Here is a 25,386-nt window from a genome sequence, read left to right as displayed (position 1 = left end):
AAACAATAGTACCTAATGTACCTTCCTATTAGCCTAATAGATCTAAAACTGAAAGCAGCTACCCTCATCACCCCATCTTAGTTAGCAAGGTGTAACCGCAGATGCTCTTACTTGTATATCTACAAGTGCTTGCGCTTATGTACGGGCTTTAAAGACATCTGCTTTCAGTTTTTGATCCGATAGTTTTGTAAGTTATAGCTGTATACACTTTTCTAAAGACAAACTTTAGCTCGTTAAAAATGTATGCACCTCTATATAGGACAAAACTCGAATAATTTTAGCCTAAAAGATGAAAAAAGCCGATCTTGAGATCGGCCTTTTTTGAGCTGTGCATAGTTTTCTAATCACTTAGTGCTAATTAAAGCCACTAAGTGCTAGTTAGAATGTCCAAGCTGATGCCCTTACCATGCTTAAAACTAAACATTTTTAGACTGCTTACCATTTTGTGTAAAAAAGTGTACAGCAAAGTAATTGTGTAATGGAATGAGGCTTAACACTCACATAGGCTGTGCTTATAAGTACAGCCTACATCTGTGCTTTTATCTTGGGAATATAGTCTATTAACCGAAAACCTTGCGATAGTCTTCTTGGAACTTCTCAATACCCTGATCGGTAAGAGGGTGGTGAGTCATCTGCTCAATTACCTTGTATGGAACAGTAGCAATGTCAGCACCGGCTAATGCACAGTCCATAACGTGGATTGGGTTACGAACAGAAGCTGCGATGATCTGAGAATTGATGGAGGCAATCTCAAAGATTTCAGAAATCTGACGAATGAGATCGATACCAGGAACTGAGATATCGTCAAGACGACCTAAGAAAGGAGATACGTAAGTAGCACCGGCACGAGCAGCTAAAAGAGCCTGGTTAGCGGTGAAAATTAAGGTAACGTTAGTCTTGATACCCTCGGCAGTACACATCTTAGTTGCCTTTAAGCCCTCAACAGTCATTGGGAGCTTAACTACCATGTTTGGATGGATAGCAGCAATCTGACGAGCCTCTTGCATCATGGTAGGAGCATCAAGAGTAGTTGGCTTGACCTCACCACTGATAGGACCATTTACGATTGAGGCGATCTCAGCAATTACTTCCTCAAACTTACGGCCTTCCTTGGCAATCAGGGTTGGATTAGTGGTAACACCGCAGATAACGCCCATGTCATTAGCTTTACGGATATCTTCAACATTTGCGGTATCAATGAAAAAACGCATGATAACTGCTCCAAAAAAATCCTTCCAAGCTACCTAAGCTTTGAGCATCATCAAGTCAAACAGCACGCACCGCCCAAAGCAAGTGCCACGCAAAGTAAAACCTTACCCTGTACAAGAGTAGTTAAGATTAGTGCTTAAAGATGCAAAAGCCTCCTAAACATTAGGCAGCTTTTAATATTCTATTCGACCGAGGCATAAGAACTTACAAAGCCCATTATCGTAAAGCACAAGCCACTAAACCTAGCTTAAAAGCATTAAAACTCAAGCCATAAGAGCATTCAAACTCAGCCATTAAAGTGCCTATTGAACTTTATAAACTAGCTTTGCTTGTGCATTTCAGTCTTTGCGAGCGATTGTACACCTTATGCGATTAGAGTCATGATAAAGGCAAACTAAGCTTTGGTTAAGTTTAGTGATAGTGATCAACTTTTAGCACCCAAAAATGTGCAAGCAAACACCATCATGGAGCAACACTACCCAACCTCATAAACTCGATTAAATAACGCTTAGATACCAAAAGATACCCTCAGACCACCCTAACCTTAATGTGCACGTAGACTCTAAGCTTTCTTAAGAAAAATAATCACTCAACATTGCACCAAAAGGCTTTAAAGCCAAAACAGCCATCACAGCGTCCGAGCACAAAGCAAATCAACAGCAAAAGCAAAAGCAAAAGCAATGGCAATGGCAATGGCAATGGCAATGGCTACCCCCGCCGTCAAAATCATTCCACGACAAACAGTGCAATTAACAGTAGCTAATAAAAGCAGGCAGCCTACCTGATCGATATTAGATAACGCTATGGTTTATTTAACATAAGATGTTGATTGTATCGTTACAATCACTTTGTAGAAAAAGCAAGTATTTAAGCTTTTCGTGGGCAATATATAGCTATGAGCCTTTAACTATTAGAGGCTAAGTAGCTACAGAGACGGTCGTGAGCTCATCAAAAGTCAAAAAACAGTGATTGCCTTTGGATTTGCAATGGCTTAGTTAGAAAGGGGTAGTTGAGCTGCTAGCTAGGCGGGGCTAATGCAGGAGGACAGGGGCCCCCTGCTAGAAAATGCGCCTGTAATCTTACGCAACGTTACGTATGCATATGAATGAGGCGCAAATTGATAAGAGAGGTTGATTATTTGTTCTTATCAGTAGCGTCGAGATCTGGCATTAAGCTAGAGCAGTAGAACAGGTACAGAGCCTGGGTACCCTTTTCGCCGTGGCCGATGTTATTAAGTACGGTGTAAGCCTTCTTAGCTAGCTCTAAACATGGCAGGTTAATACCGTGAGAGTCGCAAACCTTAAGAGCAATCTCGATGTCTTTTAAGAAGTGAGCAATCTTAAAGCCAGGGTTGTAGTCACCACTTAAGATACGAGGGCCGTAGCTGCGCAGTGAGAATGAGCCAGCTGCACCAGCGCTTAAAGTGTCGATAACTTTTTCAACATCCAGTCCCATCTGAGAGGCAAAAGCGATAGCCTCACTTGCAGAGAACATGGTCGCGGCAACTGCAATCTGGTTACAGGCCTTAGCTAATTGGCCCTTACCTGCATTACCGAAATACTCAACACGATCACCAAAGACCTTTAAGAAGTCTTTTAACGCCTCATAGGATTCTTGCTCGCCACCAAAGAGCATAGCTAAAGTAGCATTGCGTGCACCAATATCACCGCCAGTTACTGGGCAATCCACCATATTAAAGCCAAGAGCTTTACCTCTTTGGAATAACTCAGAGGCAAGCTCTGGTGATGAGGTAGTCATATCGATGCCATAAGCACCTTTCTTCATACCCTTGAAAGCACCAGTGGAGCGATTAGTCCAGACATCACGTACGTCATCTGGATATCCAACGATGGAAATAACTACATCACAGCCTTCGGCACACTCACGAGGAGTGTCACACCACTTAGCGCCTTGCTCAATCACACCATTTGCACGCTCTTTGGTACGAGTGAAAACATTCACCTCATAACCAGCTTTGAGCAGGTGACCAACCATTGGAGCGCCCATTACGCCGGTACCGATAAAACCAACCTTCTTAATATCCATAAGAATCTACGAGACCTACAACTACGACACAACAAAAACGAGCCTTTGAGCACCAAGAACTCAATACTCTATACAAAGCAAGCACGTGCAGCACTAAAAGGAAAACTAACAGCTCCCCAACTATTGTAGTGTGGCAGTTATAAAAGCTACCTTAAGCCATGCACATAAAACAGCATAAAGGATACTTTAAAGCGCATGTTTGCCTTGTTACAGGCGCTAATTGTAATGCATTAATCATTACTGTCTAGCATCAACGTAACATTATGCGTGATACTGCCCAAATATAGGCCAGTAAAGGTTGTGTATCTAGTCTTATGTGTAAAGCAAAGGGTTGTAATACTATCTAAATTTCACCTAACAAGAGCTACTTGTGCATAGCCTTTTAAGCAGTCCTTAGGATAAAAGAGTGTAGTTTTTGAGCTTTGTCAGGCCTAGCGACAATATATTTCCCAAAAGCCAGCCACGATACTTAATACACTCTGTCTAACAGAAGCAATTAACTGCAAAGAAACATCAAGCCCCATGCGCCTGAGTCTTTTATTAACTTATTAAGTTTTACCTGTTGAGTTTTGACAGCAGTTGCCAATTTGTATCACATAGTTAAGTTATTAACATTTTCTTGTGTTTGTTCAGTTATACGGGTGTATAATCCGCTCCATTGTGCGTTATACAAAGCAATACAGGAACTAGACAAATAGCTTAAACAAGCCATTTTAATTAATAGTTACGGTAATTTTGGCCACCTGTGGCTTGTCTATTGCATATATAAAGCTAATTCAGGACATTAAGTTGCACATTTTAGGTAGCAACTAGGTAGCGGCTACGCTCTACCTAGCTTGCTGATTAAAGTCAAAGTATTGCAACAGCCTAACCTGAATTTAGTATTCACATCTTTCCGTCGAGCTTACAAAAGCCGTCTGAAGTTTTGTTTTACATTGAATAGTAGTTGCAATCGATTTACGAATCCTTGCCTCTAGCTTATTCACCCTCTAGATCTTATCTGTTGATACAGATGACGTTCTTTGAGAAGACTGTGTTCCATTAGTTTTATCCGCTTGGTCTTATCCACCACATTGCTTAGCTCCTTGTAGTATGTTCAATGCTCAGGGCTATAGCTTAGGGTCTTAAACCAATTACTAATGGGCTTAAAAGGTTAAGTATTCAACCTTAAGTATGTGCTTGCACCTTGTTCTTGGCCTGCCTCGAGAACAAGACACAGCAATCCTCAAACAATGGCTGCCAAGAAGCTACAGCATCTAGATGGATTTCGTAAAACAAAGCCATTTTTAACTACATGACATTGTGTGGAGGGTCTACATGTCACGCCTATTTACTTCCGAGTCCGTATCTGAAGGACATCCTGATAAAGTTGCCGATCAGGTATCCGACGCTATTCTTGATGCTATCTTAGCCCAAGACAGTAAGGCTCGTGTTGCTTGCGAAACCTTAGTTAAGACCGGTATGGTCGTTATCGCAGGTGAAGTTACTACTAAAGCCAACGTTGATTTAGAAGCAGTTGTTCGAAAGACTGTTTGCGATATCGGTTATAACTCTACCGAAGTCGGCTTTGACGGAAACTATTGCGCATTCTTAAATGCTTTAGGCAAGCAGTCTCCTGATATCAATCAGGGTGTAGACCGCCAGAATCCAGAAGATCAAGGTGCTGGTGACCAGGGCTTAATGTTCGGCTATGCTTGCGACGAGACTGCCGTTTGCATGCCTGCAGCTATTACCTATGCTCACCTGCTCGTTAAGCGTCAGTCTGAAGTTCGTCGTATGGGCGTGCTTCCTTGGTTGCGTCCTGATGCAAAGAGCCAGGTTACCTTTGCTTACAATTCAGATGGCACCATCTCTCACGTTGACACCGTAGTGCTCTCAACTCAGCACTCTCCAGATGTTTCTTTAACTTCTGTTGTTGAAGGTGTTCAAGAAGAGATCATCAAGAAGGTTATCCCAGTTAAGTACTTAACCAATGACACTAAGTACTTCATCAACCCAACTGGCCGTTTCGTAATCGGTGGTCCAGTAGGCGACTGTGGTTTAACTGGCCGTAAGATCATCGTAGATACCTACGGTGGTGCTGCTCGTCACGGTGGTGGTGCTTTCTCTGGTAAGGATCCATCTAAGGTTGACCGTTCAGCTGCATACGCTGCTCGTTATGTTGCTAAGAACATCGTTGCTGCTAAGCTTGCTAAGCAGTGTGAGATCCAGGTTTCCTACGCTATTGGTGTTGCTAAGCCTGTTTCTATCTCTGTTAACACCTTCGGTACCGGTAAGTACGACGATGACCGCATAGCAGACGTAATCAATGAGGTATTTGACTTACGTCCATACGGACTCATCAAGATGTTAGACCTCGAGCGTCCTATCTACAGTGCGACTGCTGCTTATGGTCACTTTGGCCGTGATGCTTTCCCATGGGAGCAGACCAACAAGGTTGAAGACCTCATCGCTGCATTAAGCTAATTCATAGCCATAAGCTATCAAATGCTCACAGCTAAAAGCCAAATGCTAAAAGCATAAAGCTTTAAGCAGCCACGAAAGGCTGCTCACAAAAGGCAGAGTCCCAAAAGGCTCTGCCTTTTGTATATAAGCACCACACCAGCGCCCGCCCACAAGGCGGCCGCCCAGCATTTTGCCCCCGCACATGGCCATGCCCATGTTCATGTCCATCCCCATCCCCATGCTCATTCCATAGCCACATGGCCCCATGCATAACACCTTTGGGCCACATAATCGTCATAAGCGTAAGAGTACAGCTGCATTATTAAGAGCCGTTGTGCCCATTTTGGGGCTTAACTCATGTAGTATGCACAAGCTATGGCAGAATATAGCCTGCCCAAAGAGCGTATTTTTGAGCAAAAACAGCTACATACACATACGTAAAGCTGCTGCACGATCTTGTTGCTGCAGTTAAGCCTATGCAGCATCTGCCATACGATTTTGCTTTTGAGAACAAACATGAGTCAGAACACTAAACTGCTGGTCATTATTGCCTTGTTCTGGTTTGCCCAGTACATCTATGTGCCTAATACCGCACCTTACCTCCTTGCACAAAAGGTCACAGCAGACTTTGTAGGCATCATTGTAGGCGTGTATGGCGGCGTACAAATGAGTTTGCGCTTCCCTATGGGCATCCTTGCTGATTGGCTAGGCAAGCATAAGCTCATTATTATCGTAGGCTGTGCTTTTTCTGGAGGCGCATCGGTAGTTCGTATTCTTGAAAGCACTGGCAATGGCTTCTTAATTGCCAATATCATGTCAGGTGTAGCCTCATCCTTGTGGGTGAGCTTCATGCTGCTTAGCACTAAATACATTACTCCCGATAGGATGCAAACTCAGATTGGCTACCTCTTTGCGGCTAATAACTTTGGCATCATGCTCGCCTTCATTACCTCAGCTGTATGCTTTGAGGGCTTTGGTATGGACTTTCTGTGTTTATGCTCCGCACTCTCTGGTGCTTTAGCTATGCTCTTGGCTATGAGCTTAAAAGAAGATGATCCGGCCTATGCTCACCTGCATGAACCACCTGAGAGTAAACATCGTCCGCTCGTTGCTGATCTTATAAAAGTAGCGAAGCGCAAACGTATTTGGTTCTTCGCCTTCTTAGCCTCCATTCAGCAAGGCGTAACCATGACTACCATCATGTCATTTTCTAATGAAGCTGCATTGCGTATTGGCGGTAGCTCATATGAAATGGGCTTGATGACCATTGTCTTTATCTTGTTCAATGTTATCTCTAGCTACTACTCAGGCAAGCCGCCATTTACTCGCATCTCACAAGGATTTTTAGTTAGCTCTGCCCTGTTCATGCTTGCTGCTTACTGTTTCTTATCAGTAATCGTTACTCACATCTACCTGCTCATCATTATTCAGGTATTCCTAGGCTGGAGCTTTGGCTTTGTCTTTACCATTGCCACTAGTGAGGCCATCGTTGGTGTTGAACACTATCGTCGTTCTTCTGCTATTGGCCTCTTCCAAGCTCTCTTTGCCATCGGCATGACTACAGTTCCAATCATAGCTGGCCGTATCATTGAGCTTGACGATGGCGATCTTAAAGCTGCTTTCTTCTTCCAAGGCTGGCTCTGTATTATTGCCTTTGTTGCAACTGTTTATTTCTACTATATGAAACGTCGCAATCACCTCAAAGAAGGCACCGCCTAGCACCCCAAGACGCACCCTCAAGGCAATTTCCAAACTTTCAAAGCATTCAAAGCTATTACAGCCAAATCTAATAAGCGGCCGCTGCCTCACCAAATGCAGCGCCGCTTAGATGCAGCCTGGCATTCATGCATATTTGAAAGCTATGTCGTTGAAACTTTTATTTAAGGTATAGCACTTGCAAGGGCATTGTATTAAGACAATTATTTATACAAACAGTCGCTTATTTATCGGAAATTTGACAAATTTGGTGGCGCTCTTATGCATCGTTACCCTCAAGTTTCTATAACTTGCGACCTAAATTTTGTCTACAGAATTTTAAAGGTCTGCACAGCTACTAACTTACAGAAGCTTAAGAGAATTGCAAGCACATATCTAAGCAAACTTTTAGCATTTGAAAGTAAGCTAAGACCTATTTACACCGTAAAAGAAGCAACGATGCAGCAAGCATAGAACCTACACATTTAGCTATGCCTTTCATGCATTGTTCTAAACAAGCTTGAGCCATAAACATCAAGCCCAAGCTCATAACCACTTGCCAAAGATAATTCAAATGAAGCAAAACAACTTAGCACTGACTTTTCAGCTCGAACAATACCGAGCCATCTTCAAGAGTCCTTACATAAGAGGTTTAGCATCTGCCATTGCTCTTACGGCAGGTGGTGTCTCCCCATACGCCCATGCAGCTACTGGCGATGCCACTTTTGATGTAGACGATTGGGTAAAATCTCTAAAAGACAACGGCACAGTCACCATTACTGGTGATAAAGCAAATACTGGCGATCATGGTAAGTTTGAAAAAGTTGGTATTCAAACTACCGCTAGTGGCGATACTCACTTAACTCTTTCCTCTCAGGAAAAAGTATTAATTGAGAATACCGTTCACCCATATACCGAAAATCACTTTACTGCTGCAGATAGCAAAACTCTTAGCATTAAGGGCGAGGGTACAATTGATGTAGCTGCAGAAGGCAGCAGTACAAACCCTGGCCTGTTTATGGTCGCAAAGGGTGGTGGCAAGCTTAATGTTGATGTAGGCAACATCAATGTACAGTCCAATCTGCAAATTGCTACTCACGGCGATGCATCAGTAGCCTCAGTCGCAGCCAAAAACATCGTTATCGGCAATAACAAATTCTCTGGTTCAACTGAAAAGCCAGAAGAGTCAGGCCGTGCCACAATCCATGTTGGTGGTACCGTTGGAGCTCCTCAAAACTTTAGTGGCGATGGTACTTCAACTCTTGGTAATGAGTCCTCTAACATCACAGTTAATCGTGATGGCAAGATCCGTCTAACCTCTGGTAAAAACAATACAGTAAAGGCCGCTAACGTAACTGTAGACGGAGGCGTGCTTAGCTTTGCTGAGGGCGTTGCTGGCGGTAAAGGTACTGCAACATATCAGGTAGCAAATACCGATGTTAACAACGGCAATGTCTCTGTAAAGGCAGGCTCAAACGTTACTATCAAGGGCGGCTCATTTAACGTTAATGGCAAGTCTTATGTAGATCTTAGCGACACGCTTACCGTCCAAAGCGCAACTTTCAAAGTTGGCGATGAAGCTGTTCTTGCAGGACACGAGTCTGCATCAGGTGGCAAAGCCAAGGTAGTCTTAAGTGGCTCTTCTGAAGGTGAGGCTACTTTAGAGCTTACTAAGGCTAAGTTAAAGTCTTTCTTAAAAGCACAGAATGCTGATGGCTCTAAGCTGCAGTATGTCGATGAGAATGCTCAGTTTAAGGATCCAAATAACAAGCTCAAGAACGCAACCGCTGGCTCTGTAGTTTTAAACTCTGGTGGCGGTATTAACTTTACCGACAGCCACGTTGAGCTTGCTGATTCTGACTTAAAGTTTAGCGAAAAGGGTGAGGTCGGAGCTATTACCATTAAGGATAATAGCTTCGTACGTGGTCAGCACGTTAGCATCTCTAAGAAGATTGAAAACGCCTCTAAGCTCAATGTACAAGCAAAGAATCTGACCTTAGGCTCCAAGAACTTTGACTCTTCTTCTACTGCTTTAGGCGTTAAGGGCCTGTTTGCTCAGAATGTTGAGTTTGTTGCTCCAGATGATGGTAACTACACCCTGCAAGATGATCTGGTTTTACAGTCAGATAAGAGCGAGACCATTAAGGGCGGCTTAAAGATTTCATCTGGTAGTCTCACCATCAAGGGTGGCGATTACCACATGGAGCAAGGCAAAGACCTCATCATTGCCAATGTTAAGCCATCAACAGACACTGGCCCTGGTTCAGGTTCTGGTTCTGGTTCGGGCTCAGGTTCAACTGGCTCAGGCAGCGGCACTCCAAGCGGCACAGCCTCAACTGCTGTTGCCTATGCTAAGGCCTTATCTGGCGAAGCCGGCACTGGCGCAGTATCTGGTGAAGAAAGACTGTATGCCTTAATGAGCATCAATGGCAAGGCCGCAGGAGAAGCTGCAGGTATTGCTGACTCTGGCACCACATCAACCCCAGCTAAGGTTGCTCTTACTATCCAAGATGCCTCCCTTACCGTTAATGGCGGTAAGCTAGAGACCACTGGTGAAAACGGCATTAAGCTGGTTGACGGTACCTTAGATGCTCGTGGTGCAAGCTCTTATAAGATCGCATCTGCATCTATCGAGCTTGAGAACACCTCTTCCCTGCACTTAGACGGCTCTAAGATCCTTGAACTTAAAGAAGGTAAGACTGTTGAGTTTAAGAAAGATGTATTTGCTGAGGACGCCATTAAGACCGGTGCTAACGGCAACACCTCAACCGTAAACTTAGCAAACGTTGGCTCCATGACTATGGACCAATTTAAGGATCTCAAGACCAAGACTACCTTTGAAGGCTTCTTTGACGGCTTTGCTATTTCCGACGCTAATGCCAAGCCAGAGATGAACTTAGGCGACCTTGAGCAAGGCACTCCAGATGGCGTGTACCAAAATACACAAGTTAAGGTACCTGAAGCCGTTGAACAGAGCATTTCTGTTGGTAACGTAGTTGTCGAGGCCTCAAAGCCTTTAGACATTGCTGCAGGCGGCTCTTCAAGCCCTGATACTAGCGGCAACAGCTCCACCTTAGTTAAGCTCACTAATGCAGGTGCTAACGGCAATGGCAAGAATAACTTCGTGCAAACTGCTGATGGCACTATCACTGGCGTAAACTTCAAGGGCGCTGGTACTGCACTGCAGTTACAAGGCACTGGTAATATTGGCGCGATTAAAGCTGAAGCAGAAAACCAAGGTCAGCTCCTGATTGGCAACAATGAGGGTAGCGCTCCTGGCAAGGTTACCGTCAAGGGTGATATCGGTGCTTCAGATAAAGGTATTGGTACAGTTAAGGTTCAGGCAAACTCTGACTTAGTTGTTGAGGGTAGCTCTGTAACCACTAAAAACTTACAGCTTGCCCAAGGTTCTAGCTTAACTGCCAAGGAAAGCTTAATTACTATTACTGCAGGTACGACTGGCTCAGCTTCTTCTGCAATCAATGGCGACATTGACGCTAAAGAGCTGCAGTTTGATGGCTCAGGCAGCCACGTCATTGCAGGTAATGCTATCGTTCAGGTTGAGAACTTTACTGGTAGCTCTGGTGCCACTATTCAGGTGGGTGAGGACAAGGTTGGCGGCTTAGGTGCTGATGTTCTGGCTAAGAACATGAACCTCAATGGCGCAACTTTATTTGTTGATCCTGACTTTAACGTTCAGGCTTCCTACCACGTAGTAGAAAATCTTGCAGGCGCTAACGATGCCCATTCAGCTGGTACCTTAAGCGGTACTGCAGTTGTAGGCAAGAACGCAGTCTTAGCAGTTGGCTTTGATAGCAAAGATGATGTTCTTTCCATCATTAAGGATCGTTTAGGCGCTCATGGCGGCTTTAATAGCGGCTCTGAAATCCAAAACGCCTTAGTGGTTAACAAGGGCATCAAGCTTGAGGGTAAAGACAAGATCGTCGTTGATCCTAAGGCTACCGGCCCAGATGCAGCTACCAATGCAAATGCAGCTGTAACCTTTGGCGAAAACACCGCCATGGTGATTACCGACAATGTCTACACTGTAGGCCCTGATGGTAAGAAGACTGGCGCTGCCATTGATGTAACTGCAACCGACTCTAAGACCGTTGTTGCCGATGCGAAGACTACTGTTCTGCTCTCAGGTAAGTTCAACGGTAACGATACCAACATACAGATCTTTGCTGGAGCTACTAATGCCCCTGCAATGAAGGCAACTTCTACTAACGGTCTGTTAAGCGGCACTATTGGCACTGATGGTACTATCGCTAAGCTTGATGTAAATACCAAGCTGTTAGACGAGAAGTTTGCCAAGGTATCCAAGCCAGTTCGTGAGATGCTTTCTGAGACTATTAGTGGCGGCAACAATGTCTTTGACGGCACTAATGGCGCTGGCGGTGAATACATCGCTAAGATCACCACAGACTCTAATACCGGTCTTGAGGCAGATAAGGCTGCTCATGCTGCTATCTATGCAGGCTCAGCTCAGGCTTCCATGGCTGCAGTTGACGCTTTAAATGATGCAATGCAAGAGCGTGCTCAAAGCTTTGCACACGTTAAGAAGTCCAGCTCTCAGATTTTCAATCAGAATGACAATCTGTTAAATAGCACTGCCTCTAAGCCAACAGAGGCTGTAACAGGCTTCTGGGCAACCCCTAACCTCCGTCGTACCAAGGCCGATGGCTTTAACTCAAGCGGCGCTACTTATGGTGCTGATGTAGACTTATACGGCATGAGTGCTGGTGCTGATTTAGCACTGGGCAACTTAACTGTGGGTGCTGCTGCAAGCATTGGTCGTGGTGATGCTGAAGGGACTGGCAATGGCGGCGGCCTGAAGGATGATTTTGATTACTATGGCATTGGTGCTTATGCATCCATGGCAGTAGGCAACTTCTCCTTAATCGGTGATGCCTCATTTAACTACATCAAGCACGATATCAGCGGCTACTCAGGTTTTGCTGAATACGGTAGCTTAGGTACTAAGGCTGACTCTAAGGCCTTTAGTGCTGGTGCTAATGCAATGTATACCTTTAACACTCCATTCTTTGCATTAACCCCACACTTTGGTACTAGATTCACTCGTCTTGAGACTGACTCTTACAACTTAGGCTCTGCTAAGGGTGAGATCGCCAATACCTCCATCGATACTGTAAACATTATCTCTGTACCAATGGGCCTTACCTTCAGCCAAGACTTCTACAACAATGGCTGGATCGTATCCCCTAGCTTAGATCTGAGCGTAACTCTCAACGAGGGTGATACTGAACTTGCTTCACGCACTCACTTTAACGGCATGAAGAAAGATCTGAACCTCAACTCTGAGATCATGGATGACGTAACTTACGGTGTGAAGTTTGGCCTGAACTCCTCAAATGGCAACTTCAACAGCAAGGTCAGCGTCAACTACAACGGCTCTGATAATACCGACAGCTTCAGCATTAACGCTGGTGCAAGCTACAACTTCTAAGGCCTAATACCTTAAGTAAAGCTTATCCTTGTACAGAAAGCTTTAAATGCCCAAAAGCGCTGCTCTAAACTACTTAGAGTGGCGCTTTTTCGTTTTTTAGCAGTGCCGCTGCAGTTTCAAAGGTCGAGGAAAATGGGGAAATGGTGTGGATCTGGCCATGGCCGTCTATGGATAGTCTTAGCCCCGCACAAGGAGAGCGACGTTTTGCTTTTAATGGCAGCTAGACCGTCTTGTGCTTAGACAAAAGCAATAGCAATAGCAGTGATACTTAGGCTTAGTGAAGAGCACTGACAGATGAATGAATGAATGAATATGGCAGCTTGGCTGGCGCTACTTAATTGTGGAGGAGTGAAGCTTAAGTAAGCTTGCAAGCTCGGCATCATCTTTTGGTAGTGGGCCTACATCATTGAGATCTTTGTTGTTCTTAATGTCATTGCATAAAACGGCATATGGATAGACCTCGTGCAAGGCCTCATTGGTTAAAGGCAGACCATCCGTGAGTACCATCATGATGTCCTCAACACCACGGCCTTTAAGCGCCTCAAGAATAGACTGAGAGCTGGAGTTTGGACTTGGCGGTGAGAAGAAGATCTCTAAAACTTCGCGATTACCCTTGAGATCTACCCCCTGTACTAGCATGAGTGAGTGCTTAGACCATTCACCTTGAGCAATTTGATTTTCAGGCTCAAAGCTAATACGTGAAATCAGCACAAAAGAATACAGTGGTAGTAAACGACGGGCCTGAGCAAAGCGCACGTCAGCAATCACACGATCTTTAATGATGTCGATACACTCAGCATTAAGCTCACGAAAGTACATCTTATGCAGCAAGATCGCGATTTGATCTTCATCTAAAGCATGGGCATAGATCGCCATGAGCTTGGCATCATTGCTTGTTACGGCACGAGAGTGTTTTCTAATCGCTATGGGACTAAAACTACCCTCACGATCTCGTGGTACTAAGATATCAAGCTGTCCAAAGGACGATCTTACATTTTTGCGAACATAGCCATTGCGGCGGTTTTCAGAATAGACCTTAGCATTACCAGATTTTTCATAGCCAAGGTGTACTAAGAATTCGGCATTGAGTAATAAGCCGTAGAACGTAGCTAGCGCCTGAGCAATACCCTGTCTTAAGTACTCATTTGGATTGGACTTATAGTCAACTAGGCTTACTAGAGCCAAATCTCTCGCCTCTAATGAGCGAATGTAATCTTCCTCATGTAGCTCGATGATGTCGCCGCTAGTCGTTTTGATATAGCCTAATTGCCGCCCTGACATGAGTATGACCCTACTTTTATAAGCCACTAAAACTAACAGCCGTTACCTTGAGCCTTTTCTAGAGCTATGAGACTAGCTGAACAACTCAACTTAACGGCTGTTGTCTGACACTAAAGAGTGTAACACCTTAATGTGAAGCTCTTTAGTGACTAGCAATAATTGCCACGGATTTGCCTATTTATCGCATTTACATGAGTATCTACTTAAGATGCGTAGATACCCATGCCTATCGTTTATGCGATTCGATACTTAGTTTTGCTTTGCGTTACTTTGCGCTGCGTTGCTTTGCTTTGCTTTGCTAAAGCATCCATGGCAAGGCTGTAGTCTTATTCACCACGAATGATGATTTCTTGGCGCAGTACAGAGATGTCATCCTCTTCGAGGTTATCACGCTCAGCGCGGTGAATGATCTCTTCTGGGGTGTACTGATCTTCTGGGTAAACTACAACTAATGCGTGATCGCCTACCTGCAGGAAGTTGGTCTGACCGTACTCAGTGTAACGAGTTGCACCAACAGAAACTAAAATACGAGTTGGACGGCCAGCCTCGTTTAAGTACATGTTGATGTTCTCAGCAGGACCTTCATCCTTTTGGTTGTTTAAGCGGTCGATAAGCCATGCAACTAACTTCTCGTAGAAGTATGAGTAGTCACGTACCGGACTGTCCTCACCATATGGATAGATCTTGCCATCACGCTCTAAGAAAGAAGCAATACGGTAACGATCTAAGATGCCGCCCTTGGTTAAAGAGTCTACCTTGATGTAATTAGAGGCAAAGCCCTTAGATGCATGACCCCAGTTCTTCTTCTCGGAGATCTTCTTTGCACCCTGCTTACGAATAGAGCAGTCATTGGCAGCGCCGAAAACTAATGGATGGAGTGCACTAACCTTATCTGCAGTCCACTCTACATCGAACACAATGGCGCACTCAGGCTCAATCTGCAGCTTTTGCTCACCTTCTGGGAAAATGATGGAGTAATCATCAAATGGGAAAGTGCCTAAAAACTCAGGGGTGTTTGGGCCAATCTTTGGTAAATAGGTTGGGAAAACAGCCTTTGGCGCATCAGCCTCTGCGGTCTTTACCTGGGTAAAGTCCTTATCCTCACCTGCCTGCTCAAGGTGACCTGTAAAGTTACCGGCGACACCAAATGATGCAAGTTCCTTAAGCTCAATAAACATGGTAAAACTCCATAAGCTGTTTAGTAATCCTCACGACCCTCGCCACACACTAGCCCACAAATTGTGAGCCTGCGAAAAGTCGATTCAATCTATAAATGTTAGCACAACACAGCAAGTGAGTTGTTACCTCTAAGTAATGCAGCGATCATGTTTTTGCAATCTCGCGCCCTAAACTTTCCACCAAAGACGCAAATCCCACGTCATTGCACTATGACCACCCTAAATCCACGTGCCATCAGTTTTGGCAATCTATACAGCACTACACTGCATCTTGTGACCACCTCAAATCCACGCGCAATCAGTTTTGGCAATCTATAAAGCACTACTTTGCATCTTGTGACCACCTCAAATCCACGCGCCATCAGTTTTAGCAATCTATAAAGCACTACTCTGCATTTTGTGACTATCTATAAATGCCAATTACCTATTTTGGGCAATCTATAAAGCACTACTCTACATCTTGTGACCATCTTTAAATGCCTATTGTCCATTTTGGACAATCTATACAGCACTACAGTGCATCTTGTGACCATCTTTAAATGCCTATTGTCCATTTTGGGCAATCTATAAAGCACTGTGCTGTGGATTTTGACGATCTTTGGTGATCTTTGATGGTGCTCGAGTGGTAGATGTATTGGGCAGTCGTATAGATTTTTTGCACTAGATGAACTTTACTTGCCTTTTGCCCATACAATACAAGGCTGTCTTGGGACTACTTTCTATGCTTTAATCTAAGTATGAGTTTTCCTCAGACTTATGGTGGAAATGTTTGTCGTTTTTCATGATTGGGAGTGAGTTTATGTCATTTACTGTTCGCTTAACTAAAGGCTGTGCTGTTGTCGGCGCTGCTTTGGGCATCATGAGCATGTCACAGCAAGCTCAAGCTATGGAGAGCTTTACTGCAGCTAAAAAAGTACTGCCTGGTATCTATCAGACTTTAGATAAGGAGTTTGGTAACACCTCTACTATCTACTGTGGCTGTGACCTAAGCTACACTGGTGGCGGTAAGCGAGTTAAGTGGCAGCTTGATTTAGACTCCTGCGGCTATGAGGTACGTAAGAATGCCAATCGCGCCTCCCGCATCGAAGTTGAGCACGTGATGCCAGCTTGGAACTTTGGTCATCAGATGCAGTGCTGGCAAGATGGTGGTCGTAAGAACTGCGGCAAGGATGCTAAGTTTAGACAGATGGAGGGTGATCTGCACAACCTCTACCCAAGCGTAGGCGAGGTTAATGGTGATCGTGGTAACTTCCAATTTACTGATTGGAATGGCAAGCCAACTCAGTACGGCAAGTGCGAGATGGTAGTGGACTTTAAGGGTCGCAAAGCTCAGCCACCAAAGCAGTCTCGTGGTCAAATCGCTCGTGCCTATATGTACATGGCAGATCAATACAATATCCGTTTAGCTCCACAGCAGCGTAAGCTCTATGAAGCATGGGATCGTATGTACCCAGTCACTGATTTTGATTGCCGTCGTAATGAGCTGATTAAAAAGGTTCAGGGTAACGACAATAAGTTCATCACTGCTGCTTGCAAGCTAAGATAATTAGCCTCACAAAATGCAGTGATGATGTACTTGAGAGAGCGCCTAAACAGCCTAACAACAGCCTCTAGCGCGTCCTCGTCAAGCACTTATGCAGTTTCTTCTAAAACATGCATAAGCCAATCACACGTCTATGCCTATGGCCATGCCAACTACCAATGGCATGGTCATGCTCATAGGCATGGGCATGGTCATGGTCGCTCAATACAATGCTTCGATGCCCGTATAAGACTATGCTTGGATGCCGCTATAGGCTTATGGCTAGGCACTTGTGGACATCGCTTTCTTTTAACGTTGCTGCAAAGACACTAAAGATCTGTACTGTGGTGTACAATCTTACGACGCTATCACATTACCACCCCATCTTTTAGCCAGGATCAAGCCATGCGTATTCCTCGTATTTATGACGCTAACATGCCACAAGAAGTCGGCGCTGAATTTACGCTCGATGCCTTTGGTGCTAACCATATTTCTAAGGTATTACGCCTTAAAGCTGGCGATAAGATCTTTGTATTTGATGGCCGTAGTCATGAGTTTGAAGCCGAGCTTACCGAGTCTGGCAAAAAAACTATAGCTAAACTTACTAATGAGTGTGAGCGCAGTGTTGAAAGCCCAGTACAAGTAGAGTTGCTGCAGGTCATCAGCCGTGGTGATCGCATGGACTTTACTATTCAAAAAGCTGTAGAGCTTGGTATTAGCAAGATCATTCCACTGACATCTTCACGCTGTGGGGTTAAGCTCGATGGCGATCGTGCCCAAAAGAAGATTGAGAGCTATCAGCGCATTGCGATCTCTGCTTGCGAGCAATGCGGTCGTAATGTTGTACCTGAGGTTACCTCAATTACCACCTTGGCAAACTTCATTAAAGAGCACAGTGCAACTAGTGATACTCAAAGCCTCTGCGATGAGCATGGCTTTATCAATCTCACCTTAGATCCACGTGCTCAACGCAAGATTACCGATCTACCAAGCACTGGCAAGTACCGTATCTTAATTGGTCCAGAAGGTGGCTTTTCAGACGATGAGGTCGAGCTTGCTAATCAAGCAGGCTTTACTGGCGTTACCTTAGGCCCCCGTATCTTACGTACCGAGACTGCAGCCTTAGTGACCTTATCCATCTTAGGCTCCCACTTTGGCGATCTCTAAAGCGTGAGATCCATTGCCCAAATACAGCCAAATGCTCTTACTACACGCCAACTCGAGGCATGTAGATTTTTTGCTGTTTTTGAAACTACACGAAACTTAGTCAGTATAATTAGAGGGCGCTTTTTGAGCGCCCATGTTGTTTAGTTTAGGGATAGAGAAATCATGCATCAAAAGGATATTCCATTAGGAAAAACTAGTAGCTACGTTGAAGAGTACACCCCATCCTTACTATTTCCTATCCCTCGTGCCCAAGGTCGCGGCAAGATGGTCATGCCTCCATTTAGAGGCTTTGATCTTTGGCGTGCTTATGAGCTTACCTTCTTAGCTCCCAATGGTCTGCCACAATGCTACATGGCCAGCATTAAGGTACCTTGCACTTCACCTTACATCGTTGAGTCCAAGAGCTTAAAACTCTATCTTGGTTCATTTAGCCAAACTATGTTCAACGGCCCAGATGAGGTTAGCTCTGTCATTTGTCAGGACTTAAATCAGCTTTTAAACACTGAGGTAAAAGTAAAGCTGTATGAGCTTAACTCAAGCGCCATGCCTTTAGTGGATACTAGCGATCTCATCTTAGAGAACGATCCTAGCCTTGCTGATGTAAAGTTTAAGACTTTTGAGGTTGACTCAAGCCTGCTTAGACTTGCTAACAAGAAAGAGAATGTCTCAGAGACTGTTACCACCAATCTCTTTAGATCTCGTTGTCCAGTAACCGCACAACCTGATTACGCTACAGTTACTATTAGCTACAGCGGTGAAAAGATTGACCATGCTTCACTGCTTGCCTACTTAGTTTCATATCGTCGTCATCAGGGCTTCCACGAGCAATGCTGTGAGATGATCTTTACCGATCTTATCAACATCTGTAAGTGCGACGAGCTCACCGTCTCTTGCTCCTTTACTCGTCGTGGCGGTATCGATATCAATCCAGTGCGCTCAAATGCCCACAGCTTTGACGAGCCAAAGCGCACTCCAAGACAGTAAAGCAATTAAAAGCAAGGGCCACAAAGCCAAACAAAAAGCTCCCAAAATTTCTGGCAGCAAAGCTCTTTGCTGCCTATATTCGCATACCTGCTGTTAATTGCTCCTGCACAATCCCTCCTACCTCAGAAGCAAGGCATCTAATTACATATCAAGCCACACGCTCCATGCAATCAAACTAGGCTAAAACCTACTTACCCTCGTATCGCACGTAGTGGTTATAGTCAGTTACTGTTAATAGCTGTAGACTGACCTTAAGCAATCTATACTGTTAATTGCTCTTAACTAGCTTGATACATGGTTAGCACTTGATGTGCTCCCGGGAGTGTACACTCCCGTGGGCCCATTTGTCATAAGTACAGCCATACTTTGCTTAACGATTTTGGGCCTAGCTCACAACTTGTACATGTGAGTTTATGTTTCAATACGAATCACACACGAATAGCATCATTTGTTAATGCTAATGCGCTAAGATGAGGTCAAAGCCTTAACTCAATTGATTTGATGTTAAACAAGGTCATGAGTTGAGAGTAAGTTTAGTCCTGATCGTAACGGTCAGTAAGTGAGGTTAAATGGGCATTCAGGTTGTATGGCCCTCTGGAGCCATGTCTTTATTAACTCAGTTTGAGGCAGACAAGATTTCTTTAAAGTCACAAGGTGAGCTTTACGATCTGTATCGCAACTGCTCCCTTGCTGTGCTCAATAGCGGCAACCTCACAGACAACTCCAAAGAGCTTTTAGACAACTACAGAAGCTTTGAGATTGATGTGGTACGTAACGAGCGTGGCTTAAAGCTCGAACTTATCAATCCTCCAAAATCTGCCATTGTCGATGGTAAGGTAATTAAGACTCTGCAAAAGCACCTTTACTCAGTACTTAGAGATATCGTGCAAGTAAGAGCCTTAACTGACACATTCAAAGAGCAGATCGATAATGTTTCAAATGAAGAAAAAGGCGCTCTGATTACCAATGAGATCTTCCATATCCTACGTTCAGCTGAGGCTATCAAGGCAGATACCGCTCCAAACATCGCTGTATGCTGGGGTGGTCACTCCATCTCTCAAGAAGAGTATAGCTATGCCTACAGCGTAGGTCGTTGTTTAGGTCTTAGAGGCATAGACATCTGCACTGGCTGTGGTCCTGGCATTATGGAAGCCCCAATGCGTGGTTCTTTAGAAGGTCATGCCCTGCAAGATCAAGCTCAAAACTGTGAGCGTATTGGTCTTACCGAGCCATCTATTATTGCAGCTGAGCCGCCAAATCCATTTGTCTCTAACCTCGTTATCATGCCAGATATCGAGAAGCGCCTTGAGGCCTTTGTACGATTAGGTCACGTGCTCATAGTGTTCCCTGGCGGCCCAGGTACTGCCGAAGAGCTCCTCTACATCTTAGGCATCAAGCTGTGCAATGAGAATCGCCATAATCCAATGCCGGTAATTCTCACTGGTAGCGAAGCTAATCGCGCTTACTTTGATGCAATTGATGAGTTCTTAGTACACTGCTTTGGTGATGAGATTCGTCGTCATTACCAAATCATCATTGGCGATGAAGAAGCTGTAGCTAAGACAGTTACTGAAGGCATGAAGACTATTCATGAGCACCGAACTTTAATTCATGAGTCTTATTGCTACAACTGGTCACTGCACATTCCTCATGAGCTGCAGGATCCGTTTGATGTAACTCATGAGTCCATGGCTAAGCTCAACCTCTCAATGGATCAAGAGCCTTTCATGTTAGCAGCTAACTTACGCCGTGCCTTCTCTGGTATCGTAACTGGTAACGTAAAGGAATACGGTATCAAGCAGATTAAGGAACATGGTCCATTTAAGCTCCATGGCGACAAGGAGATCATCGACTACATCGGCAAGCTGATGTCTGACTTCATTGATCAAGGCCGTATCTTGCTCTCACAGCGTGACTACAAGCCATGCTATGAGCTTGCTGCCACGGACGAGTAACTAATCAAAGCAAGCATAAGCACATGAGCAGGAGCAGGAGCAGGAGCAGGAACAATCCGGCGCACTAAGGATAGCAACTCCGTTCCTAGCCCCCAAGTACTTATGCCTACGCAAAAGCCACTCACTCATGAAACAAAGATCATGATTGCAGTGGCTTTTTTCATGCGCATAATCAGCCAACCATCCCAAAAGGCTGAACAGTTAAAGTCTACACAAACAGATTGTATCGATAAGCACTCGTCTTAACAGCAAACGCCTACATAATCAGCCACGCATCTTATCAACCATAAGAACGTACGCTACAAGCTCATATATCTAAAGGCTTAATACTTGATAGCTTTATGGCGCTCAGTGCAGAAAAACTAATACAAAAGATCACACGCATACACAAAAGCTCAAACGCATCTACATAGCCCCATCGCCAAAGAAATAAGTGCACAGCGCCTTAATCTAGGGATGCAACAAGGAACTTGGGGGTCTGTAGAAATCGTGCTTGATGGCAATTTTGGAAAGGACTTTGAGCTAATAAGGCAAAAATACAATTGCACCAAGATGCATCATGCAAGACAAGACCACCCTCACATTGCACAACAATGACGCATAATAATGTGACCGTGATCAAAATGAATACCAAAGAAAGGCTTATATAAGGCATTTGTAGAGTAAAATGACGCTCATTACTCCATTGCAGGCTGTAATTGATACAAATGCGCAAATGGAGTGCACTATAAATAGAGGCTTGATTGGTAACAAATGCCCGCCTAATATGATTTCAACATAATTCATTAACCAAATGGAAGAATAGAGTGGGTATGTCTCAATCGTTTGACGCTCTTCTATGCTACTAAATTAAGATAGTAAGACAGTTATGCAAAACCTTGATATCGCAAAGTTCGGTGGAACATCAGTCGCAAACTATGACGCAATGAGCAAGTGTGTAGAGGTTGTTACCTCTAACAAAAACACTAAACTCGTTGTTGTTTCAGCTTGCGCAGGTGTTACCAATTTATTAGTAGAGCTTGCCTCTGGTGCTTGTGATAGCGCTGGTCGCGAGGAGATCATTGCTAAGGTTTTTGCTATCCACAAAGAGATCATCTCCAAACTGGATAACCAAGAAGAGCACGAGGCTGTAATCAAGAACTACCTCAAGGTTGTTCATGATTTAGCAGTTCAAGCTTCCATGACTCGTACTGACATGATCACAGATCGCCTAGTTTCCCACGGCGAGCTCATGTCCTCCTACCTCATTACTCAGATTTTCAAGCAAAAGGGCTTTGATGCCGAGTGGTTTGATGTACGTCGTGTAATGCGTACCGACTCATCCTACGGCAAGGCTGTGGCTTTAGTTGAAGTTATCTCTTCTTTAAGCGAAGAGCACTTAGTTCCACTGCTTGATAGCGGCAAGATTGTTGTAACTCAGGGCTTCATCGGTGCTGATTCAAGCGGCCAGACCACTACCTTAGGCCGTGGCGGTTCTGACTACTCAGCTGCCTTATTAGGTGAATCATGCCACGCTCAGACCATCTCTATTTGGACTGACGTTCCAGGTGTATACACCACTGATCCACGCTTAGTTCCTGAGGCAATGCCTATTTCTGAGCTGACCTATCTTGAGGCCGCTGAGATGGCAACCTTTGGTGCCAAGATTCTGCACCCTTCTACCTTAGTTCCAGCTGTACGTTGCGGTATCCCTGTATATGTTGGCTCTTCTAAGGCTCCTGAGCAGGGTGGTACTTGGGTACGTCCAACCACAGATTACTCTCCAGCTTTCCGCGCTGTAGCACTGCGTAAGAGCCAGACCTTAATCGTGCTCTCATCTCCTAAGATGGTAGGCGCTACCGGCTTCTTAGCTCAGGTATTTAGCATCTTTGCAAAATACAACCTCTCTGTAGACTTGGTATCTACCTCTGAGGTTTCTATCGCGATTACTATCGACGCTGGCAGCCAGACTTCTGGTTTATCCTCAATCCCTGAGGCTCTTTACCATGAGCTTCGTGAGTTCTGCCACGTACGTACTGAGTCAGGCCTGTCCTTAGTTGCTGTTATCGGTAACAACATGGCCCGTACTTCACACATTACTGCAGAGGTCTTCTCTGCTATCGACAACTACGCTGTACGCATGATCTGCTACGGCGCATCATCCCACAACCTGTGCTTCTTAGTAGCCGAGGATAATGCTGTCGATGTGCTCAAGCTCCTCCACAAGAGCCTGCTTGAGAGCGAAAAGGACTAATACCCTAAGGCATATTGCCCAAAGGCCTAACGCCCAAATGGCGCATCACATGCGCCATCGTTACTAGTTTCCTCTTTTTTCCTTAAGCCCCGCCTAGCGGGGCTTTTTCATGCCCGCAACAAACAAAAATCAAAACAACGCTGCATCCACCTCAAGACACAACGACGGAATCTACAATTAGCGTCATTCAGACAATATGCAATTCCTAGCTCCTGCATTCACAAGCAAGTGGTAAGAGGAAATTAAAAGAGAATGAATGAAAGCAAGGCAAGGCAAGGCCTAGCCTTACTTCTAAATAGCAATGATCTTAAATAGCTATGCCTCTTTCACGAGCACGACGGAGAATCTCTTCAAATGCACGGTAGCTATCTACAGTGCACTGATCTTTAAGGCGGGTTAACTCTTCAGGAGAAAGATACATAATGCCGCTCACCTCAGAGGCCTGACGCACGGTAATAAAGTCACCTTGCAGTAAGTACAGATAGGCCATGGTAAAGCCATCAAAGTCATGGTGCTCAAAGGCAATCTTGCCTAAAGAGTGGAAGTTTGGATCGGAAAGCTTAATGTTAACGCCTACCTCTTCAGCGACCTCACGCTCAGCGGTAATGTCGCCATCTTCACCATGCTGAACTACACCACCCACGCATGGGTCAAACATGCCTGGAGCATAGTCTTTAGTAAGAGTTCTAACCTCAACTAAAATGCGACCAGCGCTATCAACCATCAAAATATAGGATGCACGGTGCGGCAGCTGTTCTTGACGCATCTGCTTGCGAGTTACAGTTCTAACCACGTTATCATCAAGGTCGATGATGTCCACCATCTCAACAGCCATATCTGTATCCTATAAAAACCAAAACTATTTACTTAATTAGCAGCAACAGGGCTCTATCATATGTGCCAAAAATAGGACCTAAATTAGCAAGTCCCCAGTCCTGCCTTAGCCTCAAGTGTACACGCAAATCTACTCACAAATACCACAAGTGCAAAGATAGAGCATTTAACGAACAAAATTCACTTGTAATCACCACCTCACTTTGCTTAAATTACGGCTGTTTTGAGCACAATAAGCGTAACTAAAAGCAGCTATGGAAATACCATTAGCTCACGCACTAGCACTTGCTCAAAGGCAAAACTTTTGTTCATTAGACACATCTACACGTAATGGGAAATTACATGGCAGGCGAAAAGAATTGTGAAGTTGAGGCACTTGAGCAACGCTGCGCTCAGCTTGAAAACGATATGCAAAAGATGCAAGAGCGCCTTGCTTGGATGGACATGACTCTCAATGACACCGGCAAATACATCGATAATCTCTTAGACAGAGTCGATAAGCTTGAACGCCAAATCAAGTTCTTAGCTTCGATGCAAGATGCCCCGGCAGCCGTGCGTCCTCTTAGCGAAGAGACCCCGCCTCCTCACTACTAGTTTGCATCAAGGGCAAAAGTCATTCAAAAGCATCCCCATCTACAAGGCCATACTGACGCAAAAATATAGCTAATAACGTATTGTTGATAGGCACAAAATATGCTCTTTCTTGCATAGATGATATTAGCCATGGTTCTACAGTGAGCTCATGGCTCATGATGTGAGAAACAAACTATGGCTTTATACGTCAACACTAACGTTAGCTCGATTAACGCACAGCGTAAATTAGCTAACTCCACCTTAGCTCTGAACACCTCATACCAAAGACTCTCCTCAGGTCTTCGTATCAATAGCTCAAAAGACGACGCAGCAGGTCTGCAGATCTCTGACCGCTTAACATCCCAAATTAATGGACTCAACCAGGGCAACCGTAACGCTAATGACGGTATCGCCTTAGCTCAGACCATTGAAGGTGCTCTCGATGAGACCACCAACATGCTGCAGCGTATCCGTACCTTAGCCGTACAGGCTGCTAACGGTACCAACACCGCCAAAGACCGTAAGGCCCTCCAAGAGGAAGTAAATTCTCTTTGCCAAGAAATTACACGTATCGGTAAGAAGACTACATTTGCAGGTGCACATGTTCTTATGAGTAAGGGCGCACCAAACGTAGATACTTTAAAAAACGCTGATGGTGAATATTACTTCCAAGTTGAATTTAGTGAAACACCTCTGAAAGACTTTTTGGTGCTGCAATCTCGCAAACTTGTCTTTTCCCGCGACTTAGTTTGCCACTAATTCTTTTCGTTCTTACACTAAATTTATTGCTTTTA

The 25,386-nt window shown here is 44.6% G+C and carries 14 protein-coding genes and 1 pseudogene; 10 read left to right on the top strand and 5 right to left on the bottom strand.

The genetic code is table 11. The features are described 5' to 3' along the window. Positions 1–560 precede the first annotated feature (560 nt). Complete coding sequence (fsa, locus tag RDO37_RS03705; protein ID WP_027939550.1) at positions 561–1,211, bottom strand: fructose-6-phosphate aldolase; 651 nt, start codon at positions 1,209–1,211, stop codon at positions 561–563. Between the two features lie 1,132 nt (positions 1,212–2,343). Continuing rightward, positions 2,344–3,255, bottom strand: coding sequence for an NAD(P)-dependent oxidoreductase (locus tag RDO37_RS03700; protein WP_308498150.1), 912 nt, complete (start codon positions 3,253–3,255; stop codon positions 2,344–2,346). Between the two features lie 1,317 nt (positions 3,256–4,572). On the opposite strand from RDO37_RS03700, the gene metK reads away from it, so the two are divergent. The 3 genes from metK (at position 4,573) to RDO37_RS03685 (ending at position 12,865) form a co-directional block, all read left to right on the top strand. Then, positions 4,573–5,721 (top strand): methionine adenosyltransferase, encoded by a 1,149-nt coding sequence (gene metK, locus RDO37_RS03695; protein WP_027939549.1) that lies wholly within the window; start codon positions 4,573–4,575, stop codon positions 5,719–5,721. Positions 5,722–6,216: 495 nt separating this feature from the next. Then, positions 6,217–7,419: an MFS transporter gene (locus RDO37_RS03690; RefSeq protein WP_308498149.1), complete on the top strand. Its 1,203-nt coding sequence runs from the start codon at positions 6,217–6,219 to the stop codon at positions 7,417–7,419. Positions 7,420–7,969: 550 nt separating this feature from the next. Further along, the gene (locus tag RDO37_RS03685) at positions 7,970–12,865 is read left to right on the top strand and encodes a hypothetical protein (RefSeq protein ID WP_308498148.1); all 4,896 of its coding nucleotides are present in this window, start codon (positions 7,970–7,972) and stop codon (positions 12,863–12,865) included. Between the two features lie 330 nt (positions 12,866–13,195). On the opposite strand, the gene RDO37_RS03680 is transcribed toward RDO37_RS03685, so the two are convergent. After that, the gene (locus RDO37_RS03680) at positions 13,196–14,146 is read right to left on the bottom strand and encodes a transposase (RefSeq protein WP_308498147.1); all 951 of its coding nucleotides are present in this window, start codon (positions 14,144–14,146) and stop codon (positions 13,196–13,198) included. Positions 14,147–14,472: 326 nt separating this feature from the next. Beyond that, positions 14,473–15,324, bottom strand: coding sequence for a DUF5718 family protein (locus RDO37_RS03675; protein WP_308498146.1), 852 nt, complete (start codon positions 15,322–15,324; stop codon positions 14,473–14,475). 799 nt (positions 15,325–16,123) lie between these two features. Between RDO37_RS03675 and RDO37_RS03670 the strand changes: the two genes are divergently transcribed. The 5 genes from RDO37_RS03670 to lysC all read left to right on the top strand — a co-directional run bounded on the left by RDO37_RS03670 (position 16,124) and on the right by lysC (position 23,185). Continuing rightward, positions 16,124–16,870 carry an endonuclease gene (locus RDO37_RS03670; RefSeq protein ID WP_374045301.1) on the top strand — a complete coding sequence of 249 codons (747 nt, stop codon included), beginning with the start codon at positions 16,124–16,126 and terminating at the stop codon, positions 16,868–16,870. A gap of 381 nt (positions 16,871–17,251) precedes the next feature. After that, a complete protein-coding gene (locus RDO37_RS03665; RefSeq protein WP_308498145.1) occupies positions 17,252–18,013 on the top strand; it encodes a 16S rRNA (uracil(1498)-N(3))-methyltransferase in 762 nt (253 codons plus the stop codon). Between the two features lie 162 nt (positions 18,014–18,175). Next, on the top strand, positions 18,176–18,997 hold the full coding sequence (queF, locus tag RDO37_RS03660) for an NADPH-dependent 7-cyano-7-deazaguanine reductase QueF (protein WP_308498144.1): 822 nt from the start codon (positions 18,176–18,178) through the stop codon (positions 18,995–18,997). A gap of 569 nt (positions 18,998–19,566) precedes the next feature. Next, positions 19,567–20,952 carry a nucleotide 5'-monophosphate nucleosidase PpnN gene (gene ppnN, locus RDO37_RS03655; protein WP_027939541.1) on the top strand — a complete coding sequence of 462 codons (1,386 nt, stop codon included), beginning with the start codon at positions 19,567–19,569 and terminating at the stop codon, positions 20,950–20,952. A gap of 868 nt (positions 20,953–21,820) precedes the next feature. Then, on the top strand, positions 21,821–23,185 hold the full coding sequence (gene lysC / locus RDO37_RS03650) for a lysine-sensitive aspartokinase 3 (RefSeq protein WP_273321898.1): 1,365 nt from the start codon (positions 21,821–21,823) through the stop codon (positions 23,183–23,185). A gap of 307 nt (positions 23,186–23,492) precedes the next feature. Here lysC and RDO37_RS03645 read toward each other — a convergent pair whose 3' ends face one another. After that, positions 23,493–24,020 carry an NUDIX domain-containing protein gene (locus RDO37_RS03645; protein WP_027939538.1) on the bottom strand — a complete coding sequence of 176 codons (528 nt, stop codon included), beginning with the start codon at positions 24,018–24,020 and terminating at the stop codon, positions 23,493–23,495. Positions 24,021–24,361: 341 nt separating this feature from the next. Between RDO37_RS03645 and RDO37_RS03640 the strand changes: the two genes are divergently transcribed. Together RDO37_RS03640 and RDO37_RS03635 are read left to right on the top strand one after the other, a co-directional pair. Beyond that, positions 24,362–24,613, top strand: coding sequence for a SlyX family protein (locus RDO37_RS03640; RefSeq protein WP_044121583.1), 252 nt, complete (start codon positions 24,362–24,364; stop codon positions 24,611–24,613). A gap of 174 nt (positions 24,614–24,787) precedes the next feature. Then, positions 24,788–25,196 (top strand): annotated as a pseudogene (locus RDO37_RS03635) (flagellin); the annotation flags it as partial. Positions 25,197–25,386 lie beyond the last annotated feature (190 nt).

Origin of the sequence: uncultured Anaerobiospirillum sp. (assembly GCF_902485895.1) — a bacterium.
Taxonomy (GTDB): Bacteria; Pseudomonadota; Gammaproteobacteria; order Enterobacterales; family Succinivibrionaceae; genus Anaerobiospirillum; species Anaerobiospirillum succiniciproducens.
The sequence above is the reverse complement of the archived record's forward strand: the minus strand, read 5'-3'. Positions and strand labels throughout refer to the sequence as shown.

Bases quoted from the DNA above. Each gene is read 5' to 3' on its own strand.
- fsa (WP_027939550.1), bottom strand. From the start codon at position 1,211: ATGCGTTTTTTCATTGATACCGCAAATGTTGAAGATATCCGTAAAGCT.
- RDO37_RS03700 (WP_308498150.1), bottom strand. From the start codon at position 3,255: ATGGATATTAAGAAGGTTGGTTTTATCGGTACCGGCGTAATGGGCGCT.
- metK (WP_027939549.1), top strand. From the start codon at position 4,573: ATGTCACGCCTATTTACTTCCGAGTCCGTATCTGAAGGACATCCTGAT.
- RDO37_RS03690 (WP_308498149.1), top strand. From the start codon at position 6,217: ATGAGTCAGAACACTAAACTGCTGGTCATTATTGCCTTGTTCTGGTTT.
- RDO37_RS03685 (WP_308498148.1), top strand. From the start codon at position 7,970: ATGAAGCAAAACAACTTAGCACTGACTTTTCAGCTCGAACAATACCGA.
- RDO37_RS03680 (WP_308498147.1), bottom strand. From the start codon at position 14,146: ATGTCAGGGCGGCAATTAGGCTATATCAAAACGACTAGCGGCGACATC.
- RDO37_RS03675 (WP_308498146.1), bottom strand. From the start codon at position 15,324: ATGTTTATTGAGCTTAAGGAACTTGCATCATTTGGTGTCGCCGGTAAC.
- RDO37_RS03670 (WP_374045301.1), top strand. From the start codon at position 16,124: ATGTCATTTACTGTTCGCTTAACTAAAGGCTGTGCTGTTGTCGGCGCT.
- RDO37_RS03665 (WP_308498145.1), top strand. From the start codon at position 17,252: ATGCGTATTCCTCGTATTTATGACGCTAACATGCCACAAGAAGTCGGC.
- queF (WP_308498144.1), top strand. From the start codon at position 18,176: ATGCATCAAAAGGATATTCCATTAGGAAAAACTAGTAGCTACGTTGAA.
- ppnN (WP_027939541.1), top strand. From the start codon at position 19,567: ATGGGCATTCAGGTTGTATGGCCCTCTGGAGCCATGTCTTTATTAACT.
- lysC (WP_273321898.1), top strand. From the start codon at position 21,821: ATGCAAAACCTTGATATCGCAAAGTTCGGTGGAACATCAGTCGCAAAC.
- RDO37_RS03645 (WP_027939538.1), bottom strand. From the start codon at position 24,020: ATGGCTGTTGAGATGGTGGACATCATCGACCTTGATGATAACGTGGTT.
- RDO37_RS03640 (WP_044121583.1), top strand. From the start codon at position 24,362: ATGGCAGGCGAAAAGAATTGTGAAGTTGAGGCACTTGAGCAACGCTGC.